Source organism: Stella humosa, from assembly GCF_006738645.1.
GTDB classification, from domain to species: domain Bacteria; phylum Pseudomonadota; class Alphaproteobacteria; order ATCC43930; family Allostellaceae; genus Allostella; species Allostella humosa.
The window spans coordinates 5312120-5330552 of sequence record NZ_AP019700.1; the positions used below are offsets into that span (position 1 = coordinate 5312120).

General features: G+C 69.3%; 16 protein-coding genes and 1 tRNA gene. 9 read left to right on the forward strand and 8 right to left on the reverse strand.

Going from position 1 to position 18433, the window contains the following annotated elements:
- Position 1 precedes the first annotated feature (1 nt).
- Both STVA_RS24965 and STVA_RS24970 read right to left on the reverse strand, forming a co-directional pair.
- Positions 2-1045 carry an amino acid ABC transporter substrate-binding protein gene (locus STVA_RS24965; RefSeq protein WP_123690950.1) on the reverse strand — a complete coding sequence of 348 codons (1044 nt, stop codon included), beginning with the start codon at positions 1043-1045 and terminating at the stop codon, positions 2-4.
- Positions 1046-1107: 62 nt separating this feature from the next.
- Positions 1108-1773 (reverse strand): GntR family transcriptional regulator, encoded by a 666-nt coding sequence (locus STVA_RS24970; RefSeq protein WP_123690948.1) that lies wholly within the window; start codon positions 1771-1773, stop codon positions 1108-1110.
- An 88-nt stretch (positions 1774-1861) separates the two neighbouring features.
- On the opposite strand from STVA_RS24970, the gene STVA_RS24975 reads away from it, so the two are divergent.
- Together STVA_RS24975 and STVA_RS24980 are read left to right on the forward strand one after the other, a co-directional pair.
- Complete coding sequence (locus STVA_RS24975) at positions 1862-3244, forward strand: NAD(P)/FAD-dependent oxidoreductase (protein WP_123690946.1); 1383 nt, start codon at positions 1862-1864, stop codon at positions 3242-3244.
- Positions 3245-3284: 40 nt separating this feature from the next.
- Entirely contained in the window at positions 3285-3980 is a 696-nt protein-coding gene (locus tag STVA_RS24980) for an aspartate/glutamate racemase family protein (protein ID WP_123690944.1), read from the forward strand.
- A gap of 4 nt (positions 3981-3984) precedes the next feature.
- On the opposite strand, the gene STVA_RS24985 is transcribed toward STVA_RS24980, so the two are convergent.
- Genes STVA_RS24985 through STVA_RS25005 form a run of 5 tightly spaced genes read right to left on the reverse strand, consistent with a single transcriptional unit; the run spans position 3985 to position 8103 of the window.
- A complete protein-coding gene (locus STVA_RS24985) occupies positions 3985-4812 on the reverse strand; it encodes a shikimate dehydrogenase family protein (protein ID WP_123690942.1) in 828 nt (275 codons plus the stop codon).
- Positions 4813-4820: 8 nt separating this feature from the next.
- Positions 4821-5837: a Gfo/Idh/MocA family protein gene (locus tag STVA_RS24990; RefSeq protein ID WP_123690940.1), complete on the reverse strand. Its 1017-nt coding sequence runs from the start codon at positions 5835-5837 to the stop codon at positions 4821-4823.
- Between the two features lie 36 nt (positions 5838-5873).
- Complete coding sequence (locus tag STVA_RS24995) at positions 5874-6731, reverse strand: transporter substrate-binding domain-containing protein (protein WP_123690938.1); 858 nt, start codon at positions 6729-6731, stop codon at positions 5874-5876.
- A 48-nt stretch (positions 6732-6779) separates the two neighbouring features.
- Positions 6780-7421 carry an amino acid ABC transporter permease gene (locus tag STVA_RS25000; RefSeq protein ID WP_123690936.1) on the reverse strand — a complete coding sequence of 214 codons (642 nt, stop codon included), beginning with the start codon at positions 7419-7421 and terminating at the stop codon, positions 6780-6782.
- Between the two features lie 13 nt (positions 7422-7434).
- Complete coding sequence (locus STVA_RS25005) at positions 7435-8103, reverse strand: amino acid ABC transporter permease (protein ID WP_123690934.1); 669 nt, start codon at positions 8101-8103, stop codon at positions 7435-7437.
- Between the two features lie 141 nt (positions 8104-8244).
- On the opposite strand from STVA_RS25005, the gene STVA_RS25010 reads away from it, so the two are divergent.
- On the forward strand, positions 8245-8919 hold the full coding sequence (locus STVA_RS25010; protein WP_123690932.1) for a TetR/AcrR family transcriptional regulator: 675 nt from the start codon (positions 8245-8247) through the stop codon (positions 8917-8919).
- Positions 8920-9915: 996 nt separating this feature from the next.
- Here the strand turns inward: STVA_RS25010 and STVA_RS25015 are convergent.
- Positions 9916-9989 (reverse strand) — tRNA-Gly (locus STVA_RS25015).
- Positions 9990-10129: 140 nt separating this feature from the next.
- Here STVA_RS25015 and STVA_RS25020 point away from each other — a divergent pair.
- The 6 genes from STVA_RS25020 to STVA_RS25045 all read left to right on the forward strand — a co-directional run bounded on the left by STVA_RS25020 (position 10130) and on the right by STVA_RS25045 (position 18398).
- The gene (locus tag STVA_RS25020) at positions 10130-12850 is read left to right on the forward strand and encodes a bifunctional acetate--CoA ligase family protein/GNAT family N-acetyltransferase (RefSeq protein WP_123690930.1); all 2721 of its coding nucleotides are present in this window, start codon (positions 10130-10132) and stop codon (positions 12848-12850) included.
- Positions 12851-12913: 63 nt separating this feature from the next.
- Positions 12914-13669 carry a glucose 1-dehydrogenase gene (locus STVA_RS25025; protein WP_123690928.1) on the forward strand — a complete coding sequence of 252 codons (756 nt, stop codon included), beginning with the start codon at positions 12914-12916 and terminating at the stop codon, positions 13667-13669.
- Positions 13670-13687: 18 nt separating this feature from the next.
- On the forward strand, positions 13688-14818 hold the full coding sequence (locus STVA_RS25030) for a zinc-dependent alcohol dehydrogenase family protein (RefSeq protein WP_123690926.1): 1131 nt from the start codon (positions 13688-13690) through the stop codon (positions 14816-14818).
- A 78-nt stretch (positions 14819-14896) separates the two neighbouring features.
- Entirely contained in the window at positions 14897-16105 is a 1209-nt protein-coding gene (locus tag STVA_RS25035) for an MFS transporter (protein ID WP_123690924.1), read from the forward strand.
- Complete coding sequence (gene tsaD, locus STVA_RS25040) at positions 16102-17190, forward strand: tRNA (adenosine(37)-N6)-threonylcarbamoyltransferase complex transferase subunit TsaD (RefSeq protein WP_123690923.1); 1089 nt, start codon at positions 16102-16104, stop codon at positions 17188-17190. The genes STVA_RS25035 and tsaD overlap by 4 nt, the downstream gene beginning before the upstream one ends.
- 185 nt (positions 17191-17375) lie before the next feature.
- The gene (locus STVA_RS25045) at positions 17376-18398 is read left to right on the forward strand and encodes a DUF808 domain-containing protein (protein WP_123690921.1); all 1023 of its coding nucleotides are present in this window, start codon (positions 17376-17378) and stop codon (positions 18396-18398) included.
- Positions 18399-18433: the final 35 nt, after the last annotated feature.

An 18433-nucleotide genomic window follows, 5' to 3' on the forward strand; every position in this document is an offset into this window, starting at 1 on the left:
ATCAGTCGAGGACGGGCGAGAACATCAGGCCACCCTTGGTCCATAGCTGGTTGAAGCCGCGCTCCAGCTTCAGGTCGCTGCCCATGCCGACCGAGCGCTCGAACTGCTCGCCATAGTTCCCCACCTGCTTGATGGCGTTGAACATCCATTCCTTGGGCAGGCCCAGGATCTGGCCGGCATTGCCGTCGGCGCCGAGCAGCATGCGGACCTCGGCGTTGCGCGATTCCGCCCGCATCTTGTCGACGTTGGCCGAGGTGACGCCGTGCAGCTCGGCGATCAGCGTACCGTTGAAAACCCAGCGGATGATGTTGTCCCAGCCGTCATCGCCCTCGCGGGTGACCGGGCCCTGGGGATCGCGCGAGATCGTGCCGGCCAGGATGACATGGTCGGCCGGATTCTTCAGCTTGCGGCGCTGGCCGGCCAGCGCCCCGGTGCCGGCGGTGTAGGTGTCGCAGCGCTCGGAATCATAGGCCGCGATGGCGTCGTCGTTCTTCTCGAACTTCACGATGTTGATCTTCAGGTTGCGCTCGCGGAACCAGTCGGTCGCGTTGCGCTCCTCGGTCGAGCCGGCGGCGACGCAAATGGCGGCCCCATCCAGGTCCTTGGCTTCCTTGATGTTCGCCGCCTTGCGGACGATGAAGGTCTGGCCCTCGAAATAGTTGATCTGGACGAAGTTGAAGCCGAGCTCGGTGTCGCGCTTGAAGGTCAGCGTGGAGATGCGCGACAGCAGGTCGACCTGGCCCGAGGACAGCACCGACCAGCGCTGCTGCACGGTGGTCGGCGTGTACTTCACCTTGCCGGCGTCGCCGAAGATGGCGGCCGCCACCGACCGGCACAGGTCGACATCGAGCCCGCTCCACTCGCCCTTGTCGTTGGGGAAGGACCAGCCGGGGATGCCGGTATGGACGCCGCATTCGAGGTGCCCGCGCGCCTTGACGGCGGCCAGCGTCGCGCTCTTGGCCCCCGGCGAGGCGGTCTGCGCCTCGGCGGCGATCGGTGCGGTCGCCAGCGCGGCCAGCGCCACGGCCGCCAGCTTCGTCATCATCCCACGCATTGCTCGTACTCCCCTTCCAGCCTCGTTGACCCCAGGTCGGCCTGCAGAAACACTCAAGATCCGTGCCCGCCGCGCCGCACGGTCGCCACCAGCGCCTTCTGCGAGTAGGCGATATGCGCATCGAGCAATTGCACCGCGGCGTCAATATCCCCCGCGCGGCAAGCGCGAAAAATGTCGCGATGCTCGCGGTGCGGCCGGTCGCGCCCGGTCGCGTTGGACACCTGCACGCGGGCGAAGCGATGCGCGTTGTCGATATTGTCCTGGATCAACGCCAGCAGGCGCGGCCGGTCGGCCGGCGCATAGAGCGCCAGGTGGAAGTCGCGATTGAGCCGGGCCAGTTCCGCCACGTCGGTCGCCGCACCATAGGCATCCAGCACCGCCTCGATGCGCGCGAAGTCTGGATCGGTCATCGCCGGCACCGCCAGGCGAAGCGCGCGGCATTCCAGCGCGATGCGGATGTCCAGCATCTCCAGGGCGTCGGCCAGCGACACCTGCGACACGACGGCGCCGCGATTGGCTTGGTAGGTGACGAGGCCGTCCGCCTCCAGCCGGCGCAGGGCCTCGCGCACGGGGCTGCGGCTGACGCCGTGGCGAGCGGCCAGTTCCTCCTGGCGCAGCGGCATGCCGCCAGCCAGCGTGCCGTCGAGGATGCGGTCGCGCAGTTCGGCATAGAGGCGATGGGGCGCCGAGCCAGCCCCTCCATCCTCCATGTCCGTCATGGCGCGCCCTCATGATTGGATACAATCTTATCCAGATTGTCTAACATCGGCAGACCGTCGGCACAATCCCCGCATCCGGAGCTGCCCCATGACCACCCAGGACACCGCCACGGACGCGGTCGAGATCGCCATCGTCGGCGCCGGCATCGTCGGCATTGCCGTGGCCCACTACCTGGCTGCCGCCGGGCGGGGGCCGATCGCCCTGATCGATGCCGGGCAGCCGATGGCCCTGACGTCGGCCCAGTCGGGCGAGAACTATCGCAACTGGTGGCCGCACGGGGTGATGACGGCCTTCACCGACCACAGCACGACGCTGATGGAGGCGATCGCGCGCCAGACCGGCAACCGCATCGCCATGACCCGGCGCGGCTACGTCCTGGCGACCCGGCAACAACACCCCGACGACCTGATCGAGCAACTCCATGTCGGCTATGGCACCGACGCCGCCGCCAGCGTCCGGCTGCACGACCGGGCCGACAGCCCGACCTACCGTCCGCCCGTCTCGGCCGACTGGGAGACCGCGCCTGACGGGGTCGACGTGCTGCTCGACCAGGACCTGATCCGCCGGACCTTCCCCAGCTTCGCCCACGATGTGGCCGCTATCCTCCACATCCGCCGTGCCGGCTCGATCGGCAGCCAGCAGATGGGACAATTCATGCTGGAGGGCCTGCGCGCGGCCGGGGGGCGCCTGCTCCGCGGCCGGGTAACAGGGATCGCGACCGGCCCGGGCTTCACCCTGGCCCTGGACACCGCCGATGGCCCTCGCCGCCTGCGCGCCGACATTCTCGTCAACGCAGCCGGCCCCCATGCCGGGGCGGTGGCGGCGATGCTGGGGGAGAGCCTGCCCATCGCCAACGTGCTGCAGCAGAAGATCACCTTCGAGGACCGCGAGGGCGCGATCCCGCGGCAGATGCCGTTCTCGATCGACCTCGACGGCCAGGAGATCGACTGGAGCTGCGAGGAGCGGGCGGCGCTGGCCGCCGACCCGCAGCATGCCTGGCTGGCGGGCGCCATGCCGGGCAGCATCCATTGCCGGCCCGAGGGCGGCGACGGCGGCCGCTGGATCAAGCTCGGCTGGGCCTACAACGACGTGCCCGGCCCGGTCGTGGAGGCGCCCGCCTTCGACCCGCATTTCCCCGAGGTGGTGCTGCGGGGTGCGGCCCGCCTCAACCCGGCGCTCAAGGCCTATTATGGCCGGCTGCCACGGCCTTGCGTGCTCTATGGCGGCTACTACACGATGACGCCCGAGAACTGGCCGCTGGTCGGGCCGATGCGCACCGCGGGTGCCTTCATGGCGACCGCGCTATCGGGCTTCGGCACCATGGCGGCCTGCGCCGCGGGCGACCTCTGCGCGAAGTGGATCACCGGCGCGGCGCTGCCGGCGCATGCCCACCCGCTCAGCCTGGCACGATATGACGACGCGGCACTGATGGCAGAACTGACCAGCCTGACCAGCAAGGGCGTGCTCTGAGCTGCTACATTCGAGCGGCAAGCCATTCGGGACGGACATCATGCCCCTGCACATCGGAATTGTCGGCTGCTCGGCCGAGGGTGCCGCCCTCTGCTACCGCACCATCTGCACCGAGGGCGCAGGGCTGTTCGGCCCGCATGCCCATCCCGAAGTGACGCTGCACACGCCCTCGCTGGCCGACTACATGGCCTGCATCGACCGCGGCGACTGGGCCGGCGTGGGCGAGATCATGCTGGCCTCGGCGCGCAAGCTGGCCGGCAGTGGTGCGGACTTCCTGATCTGCCCCGACAACACCATCCACCAGGCCCTGCCCGGGATCGAGGACCGCTCGCCCCTGCCCTGGCTCCACATCGCCGAGGTGGTCGCCGCCGAAGCGGCCGCCCGTGGATTCCAGCGGCTGGGCCTGACCGGCACCCGCTGGCTGGTCGAGAGTACGGTCTATCCGGGCAAGCTGGCGGCCCATGGGCTGGGGGTCATGCGGCCCGACCTGGACGAGCGGGAAGCGATCAACCGCATCATCATGGACGAGCTGGTCTACGGCATCTTCAAGCCGGAATCGGTGGAGTGCTTCCAACGGGTCATGGGGAGGATGCGGGACGAGGCCTGCGACGCGGTCATCCTCGGCTGCACCGAGATCCCGCTGATCATGGACGACACGAACTCGCCCCTGCCGACGCTCGATTCCACCCGCCTGCTGGCCCGGGCAGCCCTGCACCGGGCGGCGGGAACCTCGTAGGCGGTCAGCTCGCCGCCAGGCAGCGCAGCTCGTCGGGCGTGGCCGGGGGAAACCCGAAGAACTCGAGATAGGCCGGGATCTGCTCGAACAGCATGTCGCTGCCGACCTGGAAGGCGCAGCCGCGGCGGCGGACCGCCTCCAGGAAGGGCGTGATCTCGGCCGCCATCACGACCTCGCCCACGAAGGTAGAGGGGGCGATGCGCTCGACATCCATCGGCAGCGGGTCGCCCGCCTGCATGCCGAGCGGCGTGGCGTTGACGACGAGATCGAAGCCGGCCGGGTCGGCCGACCCGACGGTGACCGCCAGCCCCGGATGGTGCCGCCGCAGCCGCCCGGCCAGGCCCATCATCGCCGGCACTTCGGCGTCGAACAGCGCCAGTGCGGCCACCCCGGCCTGGGCCAGCGATGCCGCGATGGCCGAGCCGACGCCGCCCGCCCCCACCACCAGCGCGCGGGCGCCAGCCAGCACCCGCCCCTTGCGCAGCACGCCGCGCACGAAGCCCTCGCCATCGAACATGTCGCCGACCAGCGTCCCGCCCGGCCCCAGGCGCACCGCGTTGCAGGCGCCCGCCACGCGGGCTGTCGGCCGCACCTCGTCCAGCAGCGCCACCGTCGCCACCTTGTGCGGCATGGTGACGAGCGCGCCATGGATGTTGGACAGGCGGAAGACGAGCTTCAGGAAATCGGCGTAGTCGTCGGCCCTGCAGCCCATCGGCACGACGACCGCGTCGATGCCGCGGGCGGCGAAGTAGGGGTTGTAGATCATCGGCGACCGGAAGGCCGCGGTCGGGTAGCCCAGATGGGCGATCAGCCGGGTCGTGCCGCGGATCATGGCGCCGGCTAGGCGGCGACGCGCACGGCGGCACCCGACCGGGCGCTTTCCCCGATCGCGTCCAGGGTCAGGGCGATGTCGATCGACTCCTCGGGCGTAGCCCCGGTCCAGTGTTCCCGCCCCTGGCGCAGCAGGCGCACAAAGGATTCGGCCTCGGCCAGGAAGCCGTTGCCGGGTGCCACCTCGACGATCTCGGCCACGGCCGCCGCGGTCGTGCCGCGCTTGACCGACAGGACCGGCGGGCCACCCATCGGCGGGTGGTTGAGGTAGGTCGTCTCGATGGTGCCGGCCGCGCCCGAGATCAGGGCCTGGCGATGGTAGGCCGTGGCGAAGCTGCACGAGACGAGACCCAGCGCGCCGCCCGGAAACTCCAGCGTGGCGACGGTCGAAAGGTCGACGCCGGTGGCACTCCATCGGGACGTGGCGCTCACCCGCTCGGGCCGCTCTCCCACCGCCAGCAGGGCCAGGCTGACGGCGTAGCTGCCGGCATCGAGCAAGGCGCCGCCGCCCACCTCCGGCTTCAGGCGGATGTTGGTCGGGTCGGAGAAGGGGATGCCGAAGCTGGAGCGGACCAGCTCGACCCGGCCGATGGCGCCCGCGGCCAGCAGCTCGCGCATCTTCAGGGTCTGCGCCTGGGCGCGGTAGGGATAGGCCTCGACCAGATGGCGCCCGTGCCGGCGGGCGGCATCGAACATGGCGCGGGCCTCTGCCGCCGTCATCGCCAGCGGCTTCTCGCACAGCACATGCTTGCCCGCCTCGACCGCGCGGATCGACCATTCGGCGTGCAGCGAGTTGGGCAGCGGGTTGTAGATCGCCTCGATGTCCGGGTCGGCCAGCATGGCCTCGTAGGAGCCATGGAAGCGGGGGATGCCGCATTCGCGCGCGAACGCTTCGGCCTTGGCGGGATCGCGGCTGGCGACGGCCGCGATCGCGACGTCGGCGGACGGCGCCACGCCGCTGGTGAAGGCGCGCGCGATATTGGCCGCACCCAGGATGCCGAGTTGCAGCGGCTTTGCTTCACCCATCGGGCTTCTCCTCGACATCCTGGTTGGCGGTGCCGCTTAGCTGGCGACGAAGGGGATGTTCTCGATGCTGGCCGGGAACTCCGGCGGCGAGAGCTTCATCCACTTGGCATAGGTCTTCGCAAGATCGCCGTTGGCCTTGATCTTGTCGATGAAGGCGTTCACCGCGGCGTTGATCTCCTTCTCGCCCAGGCGGGTGCAGGCGCCGTTGTAGAGCTTGGTGAACTCCAGCTTGTTCTCGAACATGCCGGGCTTGGCCTGGTCGAGGCGCTGGACATAGAACATGTTGGCGCCCACGGCCTGGACCTGGCCGGACAGCAGGGCCTGGATGGTGGCGGCATCGTCGTCGAACCGACGGATAGTCGTGCCGGCAGGCGCGTTGTTGGTCACCTGGGTGTCCTGCACGCTGGAGCGCGGGACGCCGATGGTGACCTTGCCCATGTCGGCATTGGTCTTGATCTCGGTCCCCTTGGCGGCCACCAGCGAGATGATATTGGCGACGTAGGGCTTGCTGAACTGCACGACCTTGGCCCGGTCCGGCAGCATGCCCATGGTGGCGAACAGGATGTCGACGCGCCCGCTGGTCAGGGCCGGGATGCGGTTGGCCACGGCCAGCGGCGAGAATTCCACCGGGACGCCCAGCTCGGCCGCGAAGAGCGCGCCGATGTCGGCGTCGAAGCCCTCCTGCTTGCCGCTGGAATTGACGAAGCCCCAGGGCGGGTTGTCGCCCTGGATGCCGACCACCAGCTTGCCCTTGCCCTTGATCTCGGCCGGCGTGACGGCCGCTGCCCGGCGCACGAGCACGGCCGGGGCCGCCAGGGCCACGGCGGCGCCCAGCAGAACCTGCCGGCGCCCCACCATCAGCTTGCCCGGCCGACCGTCATTCGCGTTCTTCATGGCGCTCTCCCCTGGTTGAACCTGATCTTGTTGAACCGGACGGCCGCATCACCGCGCCGACACGGCTAGCTGGCGTTCCAGCCGCGCACCGAATAGCGACAGCGGCCAGCACAGGACGAAGTAGAGCGCCCCCACGATCGCGAAGACGACCAGGGGCTGGAATATCTGGTTGGAGATGATGTTGCCGGCGCGCGTCAGCTCGGTGAAGCCGACGATGGCCGCCAGCGAGGTGCCCTTGATGAGCTGCACCAGGAAGCCGACGGTGGCCGGCAGCGAGATGCGCAGCGCCTGCGGCAGGATCACGCGGGCCATCCGCGGCACGTAGCCCAGGCTGAGCGACAGCGCCGCCTCGGCCTGGCCGCGCGGCACCGCCGCGATCGAGCCGCGCCAGATCTCGCCCAGATAGGCGCTGGCGTGCAGCGTGAAGCCGATCGCGACCGCCGCCCACGCATCGAGCTTCAGCCCGGCCAGGGCCAGCCCGTAATAGACGACGAAGAGCTGCATCAGCAGCGGCGTGCCCTGGAAGAGCGCGATGTAGCCGGCCGTCCCCCGCTCCAGCATCCGGACCCCCGACGTCCTCGCCAGCGCCACCGCCAGCCCGGCCAGGCCGCCGCCGAGGAAGCCGATGGCCGAGAGTGCCACGGTCCATTTCAGGCCGACCAGGAGGAAGACGAATTCGTTCGGTCCCACGGGGTGGCCGCCCTCACCGGACCGGATAGCTGAGATAGCGCGCCTGGATCAACGCGAAGAGCCGCATCAGCAGCCAGGACATGGCGAGGTAGAACAGCGTCACCGTGCCGTAGACCTCGAAACTGCGGAAGCTGTCGGATTCGATGCGCTGGGCGACCGAGGTCAGCTCATAGGCCGAGATGGCCGAGGCGACGCTGGTGGTCAGCGTCAGCAGCACGAACTGGCTGGTGAGCGAGGGGAAGATCGCGCGCAAGGCCGGCTTCAGCACGATCAGCCGGAACACCAGGCCGCGGTGCAGGCCGAGCGCCAGACCGGCCTCCACCTGGCCGCGGGCGATCGACTGCACGCCGCCGCGGATGATCTCGATGGCGTAGGCTCCGCCATTGATGCCGAGCGCGATGAGGGCGGCCGGCGTCGGGTCGAAGCGCAGGCCGGCCAGCGGCAGGGCGAAATAGATGAAGTAGATCTGTACCAGGAAGGGCGTGTTGCGGATCAGCTCGACGAACGCCATCACCAGCCAGCGGACCTGGCGGATGCGCGACTGCCGCAGTAACACCCCGCCGATTCCGATGACGATGGCCAGCGCCATGCCGCCCAGCGCCAGCACCAGCGTGCCCAGGCACGCCGAAAGCAGGCCGGGCAGCGCCTCGATCACCGGCGTGAAGTTGAGCCTGTAGTTCATGGCGTTCCTGGGCGGTCGGCTTTCTGGGCGGGCCGATCCGCATTCCCCCTTTGTCGTCGGCGGCAATTGTACTAATTGGTTCAATCGCTTCAAGCGAAATTAACCACCCGGTCCATTTGCGGCCGGCGCCCAAGGTGCGACATGAACGAGATCAGCCCCGCCCCGCCGCGGCCGGCGCCGACCGGCCGGAAATCGGCCGGCTGGACACAGGACCCGGAAGGCGTGCGGCGCGACATCCTGGCCGTCGCCCGCGCGGAATTCGTCGAGAAAGGGTTGAGCGGCGCGCGCGTGGACGAGATCGCCGCCCGGACGGCCGCCAGCAAGAGGATGATCTACTACTATTTTGGCGACAAGGAGGGCCTCTACCGCGCGGTGCTGGAGGAGATGTACGCCCGCATCCGCACCTTCGAGCGCAGCCTGGACCTCGACGCCCTGCCGCCACGCGAGGCCATCGAGCGGCTGGCCGGCTTCACCTTCGACTACCACGCCGACAACCCGGACTTCGTCCGCCTCGTCATGGTCGAGAACATCCACCACGCCCGGCACCTGGAAAGCTCGCCCCGGATCGCCGCGCTGAACCTGTCGGCGATCGACATGATCCGCGCGGTCTATGAACGCGGCCTGGCCGATGGCGTGTTCCGCTGCGGCCTCGACCCCATCGACATCCACCTGACGATCAGTGCGCTCAGCTTCTACAACGTCTCGAACCGGGCCAGCATCCGCCAGGTTTTCGGCCACGACATGGCTGATCCCGCCGCACGCGAGAGGCGGCGGCGGAGTGCGGTGGATACGGTGCTGCGGATGCTGTGCCGGTAGCAAAAATAAAGAAGAAACTTTGCATCAAGAAGGCCAGCGTCCAATAGGGTAGGAATTGTCATGATAGCTTTGTTGTTTATAATACACACCATATAAATGTTTTAATTATTACGAATAACATACTGAATAAAATCAGACTCTACTCTATAGATTTCTATCTTATGCCCTTCTACCAATATATGCGCACCTGCTTGAGCTCGGAGTGTAATTGGATCGAGCGCTCCCGTGGCTCTTTGAGAAGGACGCGGTGGAACAACAATGTAGCCAGGCGCCGATTGTTGTGCGGAGAAAGGTGTACCGCCAACCACTCCTGAGGTCGTTGTCGTTGATATACTTGGTATCAGCAGGGGCGTGCGCGACATGGTCGTCTCATTGCTGTCGATGAGAAGATCCTGTCGCGTAAACACTGCCATTCCGTCGTGACTGCCGATGTAGCGAACGACCACTCTTCCAGCATCGGTCGTTCGCCCAAATACGTCGGCTTTCCCGAATGCATTGGGCAGTGGCCGCACAACCCGAATATCAAGAACGGTGTCCCCGGGGCCAGCCGTGGCGCTCCCTCCAGTAGGTGCACTAGTAATAATTTCTGTTCGCCGGACGCTTGCGTCTCCACAGCCCGAAATAAATAATATGGCTGTAGCGCAGAATATAACGGCGAAAACAGAATTACTCATAGTTTCACCTCAATATACAATTACCTGAAGTGTGACATTATTTGAGATAAATGATCAGAATTTCTTCGCGAAGCTTAACGTGAATTTTGTGAAGATCTTCAGGTGGCGAAGCGATAGAGTTGGGCAGATGGAATACTCATTGGCCTGCTGGCCTGACAAACCCGGACATCACGCTAACGGGTTTAACTAACAAGCTGTATCGCTATCGCTCAGCATCAAGGCTGGGCTGTCACAAATGGTAGCTTGGCCGCGCGCCCGCACCGCTCAAACACGCCCTATTCCAACCAACGAGACGCTGGCGGCAATCAGATCGCTTGAAGATTGGAGCGGGTGAAGGGAATCGAACCCTCGTCGTAAGCTTGGGAAGCTTCTGCTCTACCATTGAGCTACACCCGCATCCGGGGGGCGGACAGGCCGCCGCGCGACGCGCCCCATGAATAGCGAGCCTGTGGCCGCGCTTCAAGAGGGTGCGCATGGCGGCCATGCCACCCAGCCATGTTGCGCCGCAGCATGATTGAGGGGAGAGTGCGCCGGCGATGACCATACGCAATCTCGACCGCCTGCTGACGCCGGGGTCCGTCGCCCTGATCGGTGCCTCGCCGCAACCCCGTTCGGTGGGCCAGGTCACGGCCCGCAACCTGCTGCATGGCGGGTTCAAGGGGCCGATCCTGCCGGTGAACCCGCGCCACGCGGCGATCGAGGGCGTGCTGGCCTATCCCGACGTGGCGTCCCTGCCGATCGCGCCCGACCTGGCGGTCATCGCCACGCCGCCGCACACCGTGCCGGGGCTGATCGCCGAGCTGGGGCAGCGCGGCACGCGGGCGGCCGTCGTGCTGACGGCGGGGTTCGGCGAGGGCGGCAATGCCGCCGGGACGGCGTTGCGCCAGGCGATGCTGGACGCCGCCCGGCCGCACCTGCTGCGCGTGCTGGGGCCGAACTGCGTCGGGCTGCTGGTGCCGGGCATCGGGCTCAACGCGTCCTTTGCCCATATCGGGGCCAAGCCGGGGGACCTGGCGTTCCTGACCCAGTCGGGTGCCATCGTGACGGCCCTGCTGGACTGGGCGGCGTCGCGCAACATCGGCTTCTCGCATCTCATCTCGATGGGCGGGATGGCGGACGTCGATTTCGGCGACCTGCTGGACCAGTTGGGCCAGGACCCGGCGGTGCGGGCCATCCTGCTCTATGTCGAGGGCATCACCAGCCCGCGCAAGTTCATGTCGGCCGCGCGCGCGGCCGCCCGGGCCAAGCCCGTGCTGGTGGTGAAGTCGGGCCGGCGGAGCGAGGGGGCGCGGGCCGCGCGGTCGCACACCGGTGCGCTGGCCGGGTCGGACGCGGTCTACGACGCGGCCTTCCGCCGCGCCGGCATGCTGCGGGTGCACGACACAGCCGAGCTGTTCGACGCGGTCGAGACGCTGGCGCTGGTGGCATCGCGCCTGGGCGGCAACCTGCCGGGCGAACGGCTGGCGATCCTGACCAATGGCGGCGGGCCGGGCGTGCTGGCGACCGACGCGCTGATCGACCGCGGCGGCGCGCTGGCCGACCTGGCGCCGGCGACCATCGCCGCCCTCGACGCCGCCCTGCCGCCCACCTGGTCGCACGGCAACCCGGTCGACATCATCGGCGACGCCCCGGCCGAGCGCTATCGGGCCGCACTAGACGCCGTGCTGTCGGATCCCAATGCCGACGCCGTGCTGGTGCTGAACTGCCCGACCGCCATCGCCGACCCGACCGAGGCGGCCGAGGCGGTGATCGACACCATCGGCGACCGGCGCCGGCTGGTCCTGACTAACTGGCTGGGGGCGGGGGCGGCCGCGCCCGGCCGGGCGCTGTTCGCACGCGCCGGCATCCCGACCTACGAGACGCCCGACCAGGCGGTGCGCGCCTTCATGCACCTGGTGCAGTACCGCCGGAACCAGGAGCTGCTGCGCCGCGTGCCGCGCCTGGTCGGCACCGGCCGGCGCTCCGACCGCGCCGCCGCGCGCTGCCCGATCGAGCAGGCGCTGGCCGAGGGCCGCCCCTGGCTGTCGGAGGTGGAGGCCAAGGCGGTGATGACCGCCTATGCCATCCCGATCGTGCCGACCGAGATCGCGGCCACCCCGGACGAGGCGGCCGCCACCGCCGGCCGGCTGGGCCTGCCGGCCGCCCTGAAGATCCTGTCGCCCGACATCACCCACAAGACCGACGTCGGCGGCGTGGCGCTCGACCTGGCCGACCCGCAGGCCGTGCGGATCGCGGCCGAGCGGATGCTGCAGGGCGTCGCCCGCCTGGCGCCGGAGGCGCGGATCGAGGGCTTCACCGTGCAGCCGATGATCGCCCGGCCGGGTGCGCTGGAACTGATCCTCGGCATCGTCGACGACGAGACTTTCGGGCCAGTGCTGCTGTTCGGCCAGGGCGGCGTCGCGGTCGAGGTGCTGGACGACAAGGCCCTGGGCCTGCCGCCGCTGGACGAGGTGCTGGCGCGCGAGATGATCGGCCGCACTCGCGTATCGCGCCTGCTGGCCGGGTTCCGCGGCCGGCCGCCGGCCGATATCGACGGCATCGTCCATGCGCTGATCCGCCTGTCGGAGCTGGCCGCCGACCATCCCGAGATCGTCGAGCTCGACATCAACCCGCTGCTCGTCGACGCCCACGGCGTGGTGGCGCTGGACGCCCGCATCCGCGTCGCGCCCGCCACCCGGCCCGGCACCGACCGCTTCGCCATCCGCCCCTACCCGCAGGAGCTGGAGGAGGCGACCAGCCTGCCGGACGGCACGGCCATCCGCCTGCGCCCGATCCGGCCGGAGGATGCGCCCGCGCTGGAATCGATCATCGCCGGGATGACGCCGGACGACCTGCGCATGCGCTTCTTCGCGCCGATGCGCCGCTTGCCCGACCTGCTGCTCGCCCGGCTGACGCAGATCGACTACGACCGGGAGATGGCCTTCATCGCCTTCGCCGATGCCGGTGCGACGGAGGGTGCCGGCCTGGGGGTCGCCCGCCTGCTGGCCGATCCGGGCCGCGAGCAGGCGGAGTTCGCCATCGGCATGCGCAGCGACGCCAAGGGCCACGGGCTGGGCTGGCTGCTGATGGGCCGCATCATCGCCTATGCCCGCAGCCGCGGCATCGGCCGCATCGTGGGCGACGTGCTGCGCGAGAACCAGCCGATGCTGGAGCTGGCCCGCGACCTGGGCTTCCGCCCCGAAGCGGCATCCGCCGACCCGGCCGTCGTCCGCATCCGCCTGGAACTGGCGGACGCGCGCCCCGCTCCCAGCGCCTAGCGGCCGCTCGACGCCGGCTGCCGCCGGCCGCTACAATCGCCGCCCAGCGGGGGGAGCGGCAGGATGCGGTTGGACGGCAAGGTGGCGATCGTCACCGGCGGCGGCTCTGGCTTCGGCGAGGGCATCGCCCGGCGCTTCGCCGGCGAGGGTGCCGCCGTCATCGTCAACGACATCAGCCGCGACGGCGGCGAGCGGGTGGCCGGCGGCATCGTCCAGGATGGCGGCCGCGCCCTCTTCGTGCAGTCGGACGTGTCGAAGAGCGAGGGCGTGGGCGTGCTGGTGGAGGCCGCCATCCGCGCCTTCGGCCAGATCGACTGCATGGTGAACAATGCCGGCGTCACCCATCGCAACCAGCCGCTGACCGAGGTGAGCGAGGCCGAGTTCGACCGCGTCTTCGCGGTCAACGTGAAGGCGATCTATCACGCCGCCATCCATTGCGTGCCGCAGTTCCGCCGCCTGGGCGGCGGCAACTTCATCAACATCGCATCGACCGCGGGGCTGCGCCCCCGCCCCGGCCTCACCTGGTACAACTCGACCAAGGGGGCGGTCATCACCATGACCAAGTCGATGGCGGTCGAGCTGGCGGCCGACCAGATCCGCGTCAACTGCCTGTGCCCGGTGGCGGGCGAAACGCCGCTGCTGCCGTCCTTCATGGGGCGCGACGATGCCGAGACGCGCGAGCGTTTCCTGGCCACCATCCCGCTCGGCCGCTTCAGCACGCCGGCCGACATCGCCAACGCCGCCCTGTGGCTGGCCTCCGACGAGGCGGAATTCATCACCGGCATCGCCATGGAAGTGGATGGCGGTCGCAGCGTCTAGGACCGAAGGAAACGATCCATGAAGATAAAGGCAGCCGTCCTGCGGCAGATGGGGGCCGTTGCGCCCTATGCGGAAAGCCGGCCGCTCTCGATCGAGGAAGTGGAGCTGGACCCGCCCGGCCCGGGCGAGGTGCTGGTGCAGGTGAAGGCGGCCAGCCTCTGCCATTCCGACCTGTCGGTGGTGAACGGCGACCGGCCGCGACCTCTGCCGATGGTGCTGGGACATGAGGCGTCCGGCATCGTCGCCGAGTGCGGGCCGGGCGTCGACGACCTGGCGCCGGGCGACCATGTGGTGATGATCTTCGTGCCGAGCTGCGGCCAATGCATGCCCTGCATGGAGGGCCGGCCGGCACTCTGCGAGCCGGCGGCCGCCACGAACGGCGCCGGCACGCTGCTGTCGGGCGACCGGCGCCTGTCGCGCGATGGCGAGGCGATCCACCACCATGTCGGCGTGTCGGCCTTCGCCGAATACACCGTCGTCTCGCGCCGCTCGCTGGTGAAGGTCGAAGGCAAGCTCGATCATGCCGAGGCCGCCCTCTTCGGCTGCGGCGTGCTGACCGGGGTGGGGGCGGTCGTCAACACGGGCGACGTGCGCGCCGGCTCCACGGTGGCCATCGTCGGGCTGGGCGGCGTCGGCCTCAACGCCATGCTGGGGGCGATCGTGTCGGGGGCCCGCCAGGTGGTCGCGATCGACATGCTCGACGAGAAGCTGGATCTCGCCCGCCAGCTTGGCGCCACCGACACGGTCAATGCGGGTGCTGCCGACGCCATCGAGCAGGTGAAGGCCCTGACCGCGGGCGGTGTCGACGTAGCGGTGGAGACCGCGGGCTCGGTCAAGGCGATGGAACTGGCCTATCGCGTCACCCGGCGCGGCGGCACCACCGTCACCGCCGGCCTGCCCAATCCTGCGCATCTGTGGCCGCTGCAACATGTGAACCTGGTGGCCGAGGAGCGCACGGTGAAGGGCTCCTACATCGGCTCCTGCGTGCCGGGCCGCGACCTGCCACGCTACATCGACCTCTATCGCCGCGGCCGCTTGCCGGTCGACCGGCTGATGAGCGACCGCATCCGGCTGGACGACATCAACGCCGCCTTCGACCGGCTGGCGTCGGGCAGGACCGTGCGCCAGATGGTGATCTTCGACCACTGAAACACCCGTCGCCGGACGGATGACATCGAACTGTCATCCGTCTGTGCCGGCGCCGGCGCCGGGCGTATCCTCGGCCCCATGACCCACGGATTGGCAGATGCGGCCGACCGGCCGCGCACGACCGGTGCAGAGCGGCGGGCCATGGGCACTGCCTGCGGCGCCCACGCCGTGCATGACGGCTATACCGACGTCCTCTATGTGATGCTGCCGCTGTGGCAGTCCGAGCTGGGGCTGGGATATGCCGCGGTCGGGGCGCTGCGCGGCCTCTATTCCGGCGCCATGGCGCTGTTCCAGATCCCGGCCGGCTCGCTGGGCGACCGCTTCGGCGCCGGGCTGATGCTGGCGATCGGCACGGTGATGGCGGCCGCCGCCTTTCCACTGGCCGCCCTGGGACACGGCTTCCTGCCGCTGGCGGCGGCCCTGGTGGTGGGCGGCATCGGCGCCAGCGTCCAGCACCCGATCGCGTCCGCCGTCGTCGCGCGGGCCTATCACGGGGTGCGGTCGCGCACGGCACTCGGGACCTACAATTTCGCGGGCGACATCGGCAAGATGCTGCTGCCGGCCGGCACCGCCTTGCTGCTAACGCTGCTGCCCTGGCGCACCGCCATGTGGGCGCTCTTTGCCATCGGCATCCTGGCGGCCATCGCCATCCTGGTGGCGACGCCGGCCGGCCATGGGCGCCCGGCCGCCAAGACCCTCGCCCGCCCGGGCACGGCCGCACCGGTCAAGGGCGGCTTCCGCCTGCTACTGGCGATCGGCATCATCGATACCGGCACGCGCTCGGGCTTCCTCACCTTCCTGCCCTTCCTGCTGGCGGCCAAGGGGGCGGAGCTGCCGACCATCGGCCTGGCGCTGACCCTGATCTTCGCCGGCGGGGCCGCCGGCAAGCTGGTCTGCGCCTGGCTCGGCGCCCGGCTGGGCGTGCTGCGCACGGTCCTGCTGACCGAGGGTCTGACCGCCATCGGCATCCTGGCCTTGCTGCCCCTGGAGCTGGAAGCCGGCCTGGCGCTGCTGCCGCTGATCGGGGTGGCGCTGAACGGCACGTCGTCCGTCCTCTACGGCACGGTGCCGGAACTGGTGCCGGAATCGCGACGGACCCGGGCCTTCGGCATCTTCTATACCGGCACCATCGGCGCCGGCGCCCTGTCGCCCATCTTCTACGGCCTGCTGGGCGACTGGACCGGGGTGACGCATGCCATGCTGGCGGTGGCGGCCATGGTCCTGGCGACGCTGCCGCTCGCCGTCCTTCTCAACCGGGCCATGCGGCGTCATATAGCGGCGGAATGACCGCCGCCACTCCCCACCACGCTCACCCGCTCCGCGTCCTCGGCATCGAGACGAGCTGCGACGAGACCGCCGTCGCCATCGTCGACGCCGACCGCCGCATCCTGGCCGACCGGGTGCTGTCGCAGACCGGCGTCCACGCCCCCTATGGCGGCATCGTGCCCGAGATCGCGGCCCGCGCCCATCTCGACCATCTGGACGGGCTGATCCGCGATGCCCTGGCGGAGGCCGGCATCGGGCTCGACGGCATCGACGCGGTGGCGGCTACCGGCGGGCCCGGCCTGATCGGCGGCGTCATGGTCGGCGTCATGGCGGCCAAGGGCATGGCGCTCGCCCGCGGCCTGCCCTTCCTGGCCGTGAACCACCTGGAGGGGCACGCGCTGACCGCGCGCCTCAGCCACGGGCTGGAGTTCCCCTACCTGCTGCTGCTCGTGTCGGGCGGCCATACCCAGCTGCTGGTGGTGGAGGGGGTCGGCCGCTACACGCGCCTCGGCACCACGATCGACGACGCGGCGGGCGAGGCCTTCGACAAGACCGCCAAGCTGCTGGGCCTGCCCTATCCCGGCGGACCGGCCATCGAGCGCGCCGCCCGCGACGGCGACCCGCGCCGCTTCGCCCTGCCCCGGCCGATGATCGGGCGGCCCGGCTGCGACTTCTCCTTCTCCGGCCTGAAGACCGCCGTTCGCCATGCCCTGGCCGACCTGCCCGCGCCCCTGTCGGCCCGCGACGTTGCCGACATGGCGGCCTCGTTCCAGGCGACGGTGGCCGCCGTCATGGCCGACCGCTGCCGCCGCGCCATTGCCCTCTTCCGCGACCGCCACCCCACCGGCGGAGCCCTGGTGGTGGCCGGCGGCGTCGCCGCCAACACGGCCCTGCGCGCCTCACTGGAACGGCTGGCGACCGACGCCGACCTGCCCTTCGTGGCCCCGCCGCACCGCCTCTGCACCGACAATGGCGCCATGATTGCCTGGGCCGGCATCGAGCGTTTCCGCCTGGGCCAGCAGGACGGGCTGGACTTCGCCCCGCGCCCGCGCTGGCCACTGGATCCGACCGCCGCCAGGGCTATCGGGGCCGGGGTGAAGGCGTAGACACCATCCTTGCCCCGCTCGGAGGATGGCCAACTCGTGCTTTCGCCCGCTTCCCCGGCTAAGGTAACCCAGCTACCTCTGATCGATGGCGCGAGACGCTCCGGCGCGCGGTGACGCTCGTTGCGTTCTCAGCCACGACGCGTTTCTTGTGCAATCGACAGCAAACAGCGGGGCGGCCGGCAGCGATGAGTGTAGGCCTGATCGCCCTTCTCGACGACATCGCGGCCCTGGCAAAAGTCGCCGCGGCCTCTCTGGACGATATTGCCGGCCAGGCCGCCAAGGCGGGGGCAAAGGCAGCCGGCGTCGTCATCGACGATGCGGCGGTCACGCCGCGCTACATCACCGGCTTCACGGCGGCCCGCGAACTGCCGATCATCCGCAAGATTGCCATCGGCTCGGTCCGCAACAAGCTGTTGATCCTGCTGCCGGCAGCCTTGGTGTTGAGTCTTCTCGCGCCGCAAGCGATCACCCCGCTGCTGATGATCGGCGGCGCATACCTCTGCTACGAAGGCGTCGAGAAGGTCTACGAGGCCGTCGTGCCGCATGCCGCGCACAGCCATGAGGCCGAGCTCAGCTCGATCGATCCCAACGCGCAGTCCCAAGAGGACGCCAAGGTGGCGAGCGCGATCAAGACCGACTTCATCCTTTCGGCCGAGATCATGGCCATTACGCTGGCGTCCGTGCCGGACAGCGGCTTCGTCACCCAAGCCACCGTCCTGGCGGTCGTCGGCGTGGGCATCACGGTTGCCGTCTATGGCGTGGTCGCCCTGATCGTCAAAGCCGACGACCTCGGCCTGGCGATGGCCGGCATGAAGTCGGCTTCGCCGCCGGGTGCCCTGTTGCGGGCCGGCGGTCGGATGCTCGTTCTGGGCATGCCGTATTTCCTGAAGGCTCTTGGCATCGTCGGCACCGCCGCCATGATCTGGGTCGGCGGCGGCATCGTCGTGCACGGCTTGGAGACCTACGGTTTCGACAGCCCCGCCCATTTCATCCACGCCGCCGCCGAAAGGGCGGCGCAGACACTGCCCGCATCCGCCGCCGCTGTCCGCTGGCTGGTCGAGGCGGCAGGTGCAGGCTTGGCCGGAATAGCGATCGGACTGATCGCCATTCCCGCCGTTGGCTACGTGATTGCGCCGCTCTGGCGGCGGGTCAAGCCCAAGGCGCGCGGCACCTCTGCCCAAGCAAGGCGGGATCCAACCGGACCGTAGCTCGGTCTCTCGATCCACCAGACCTCTGGCACATG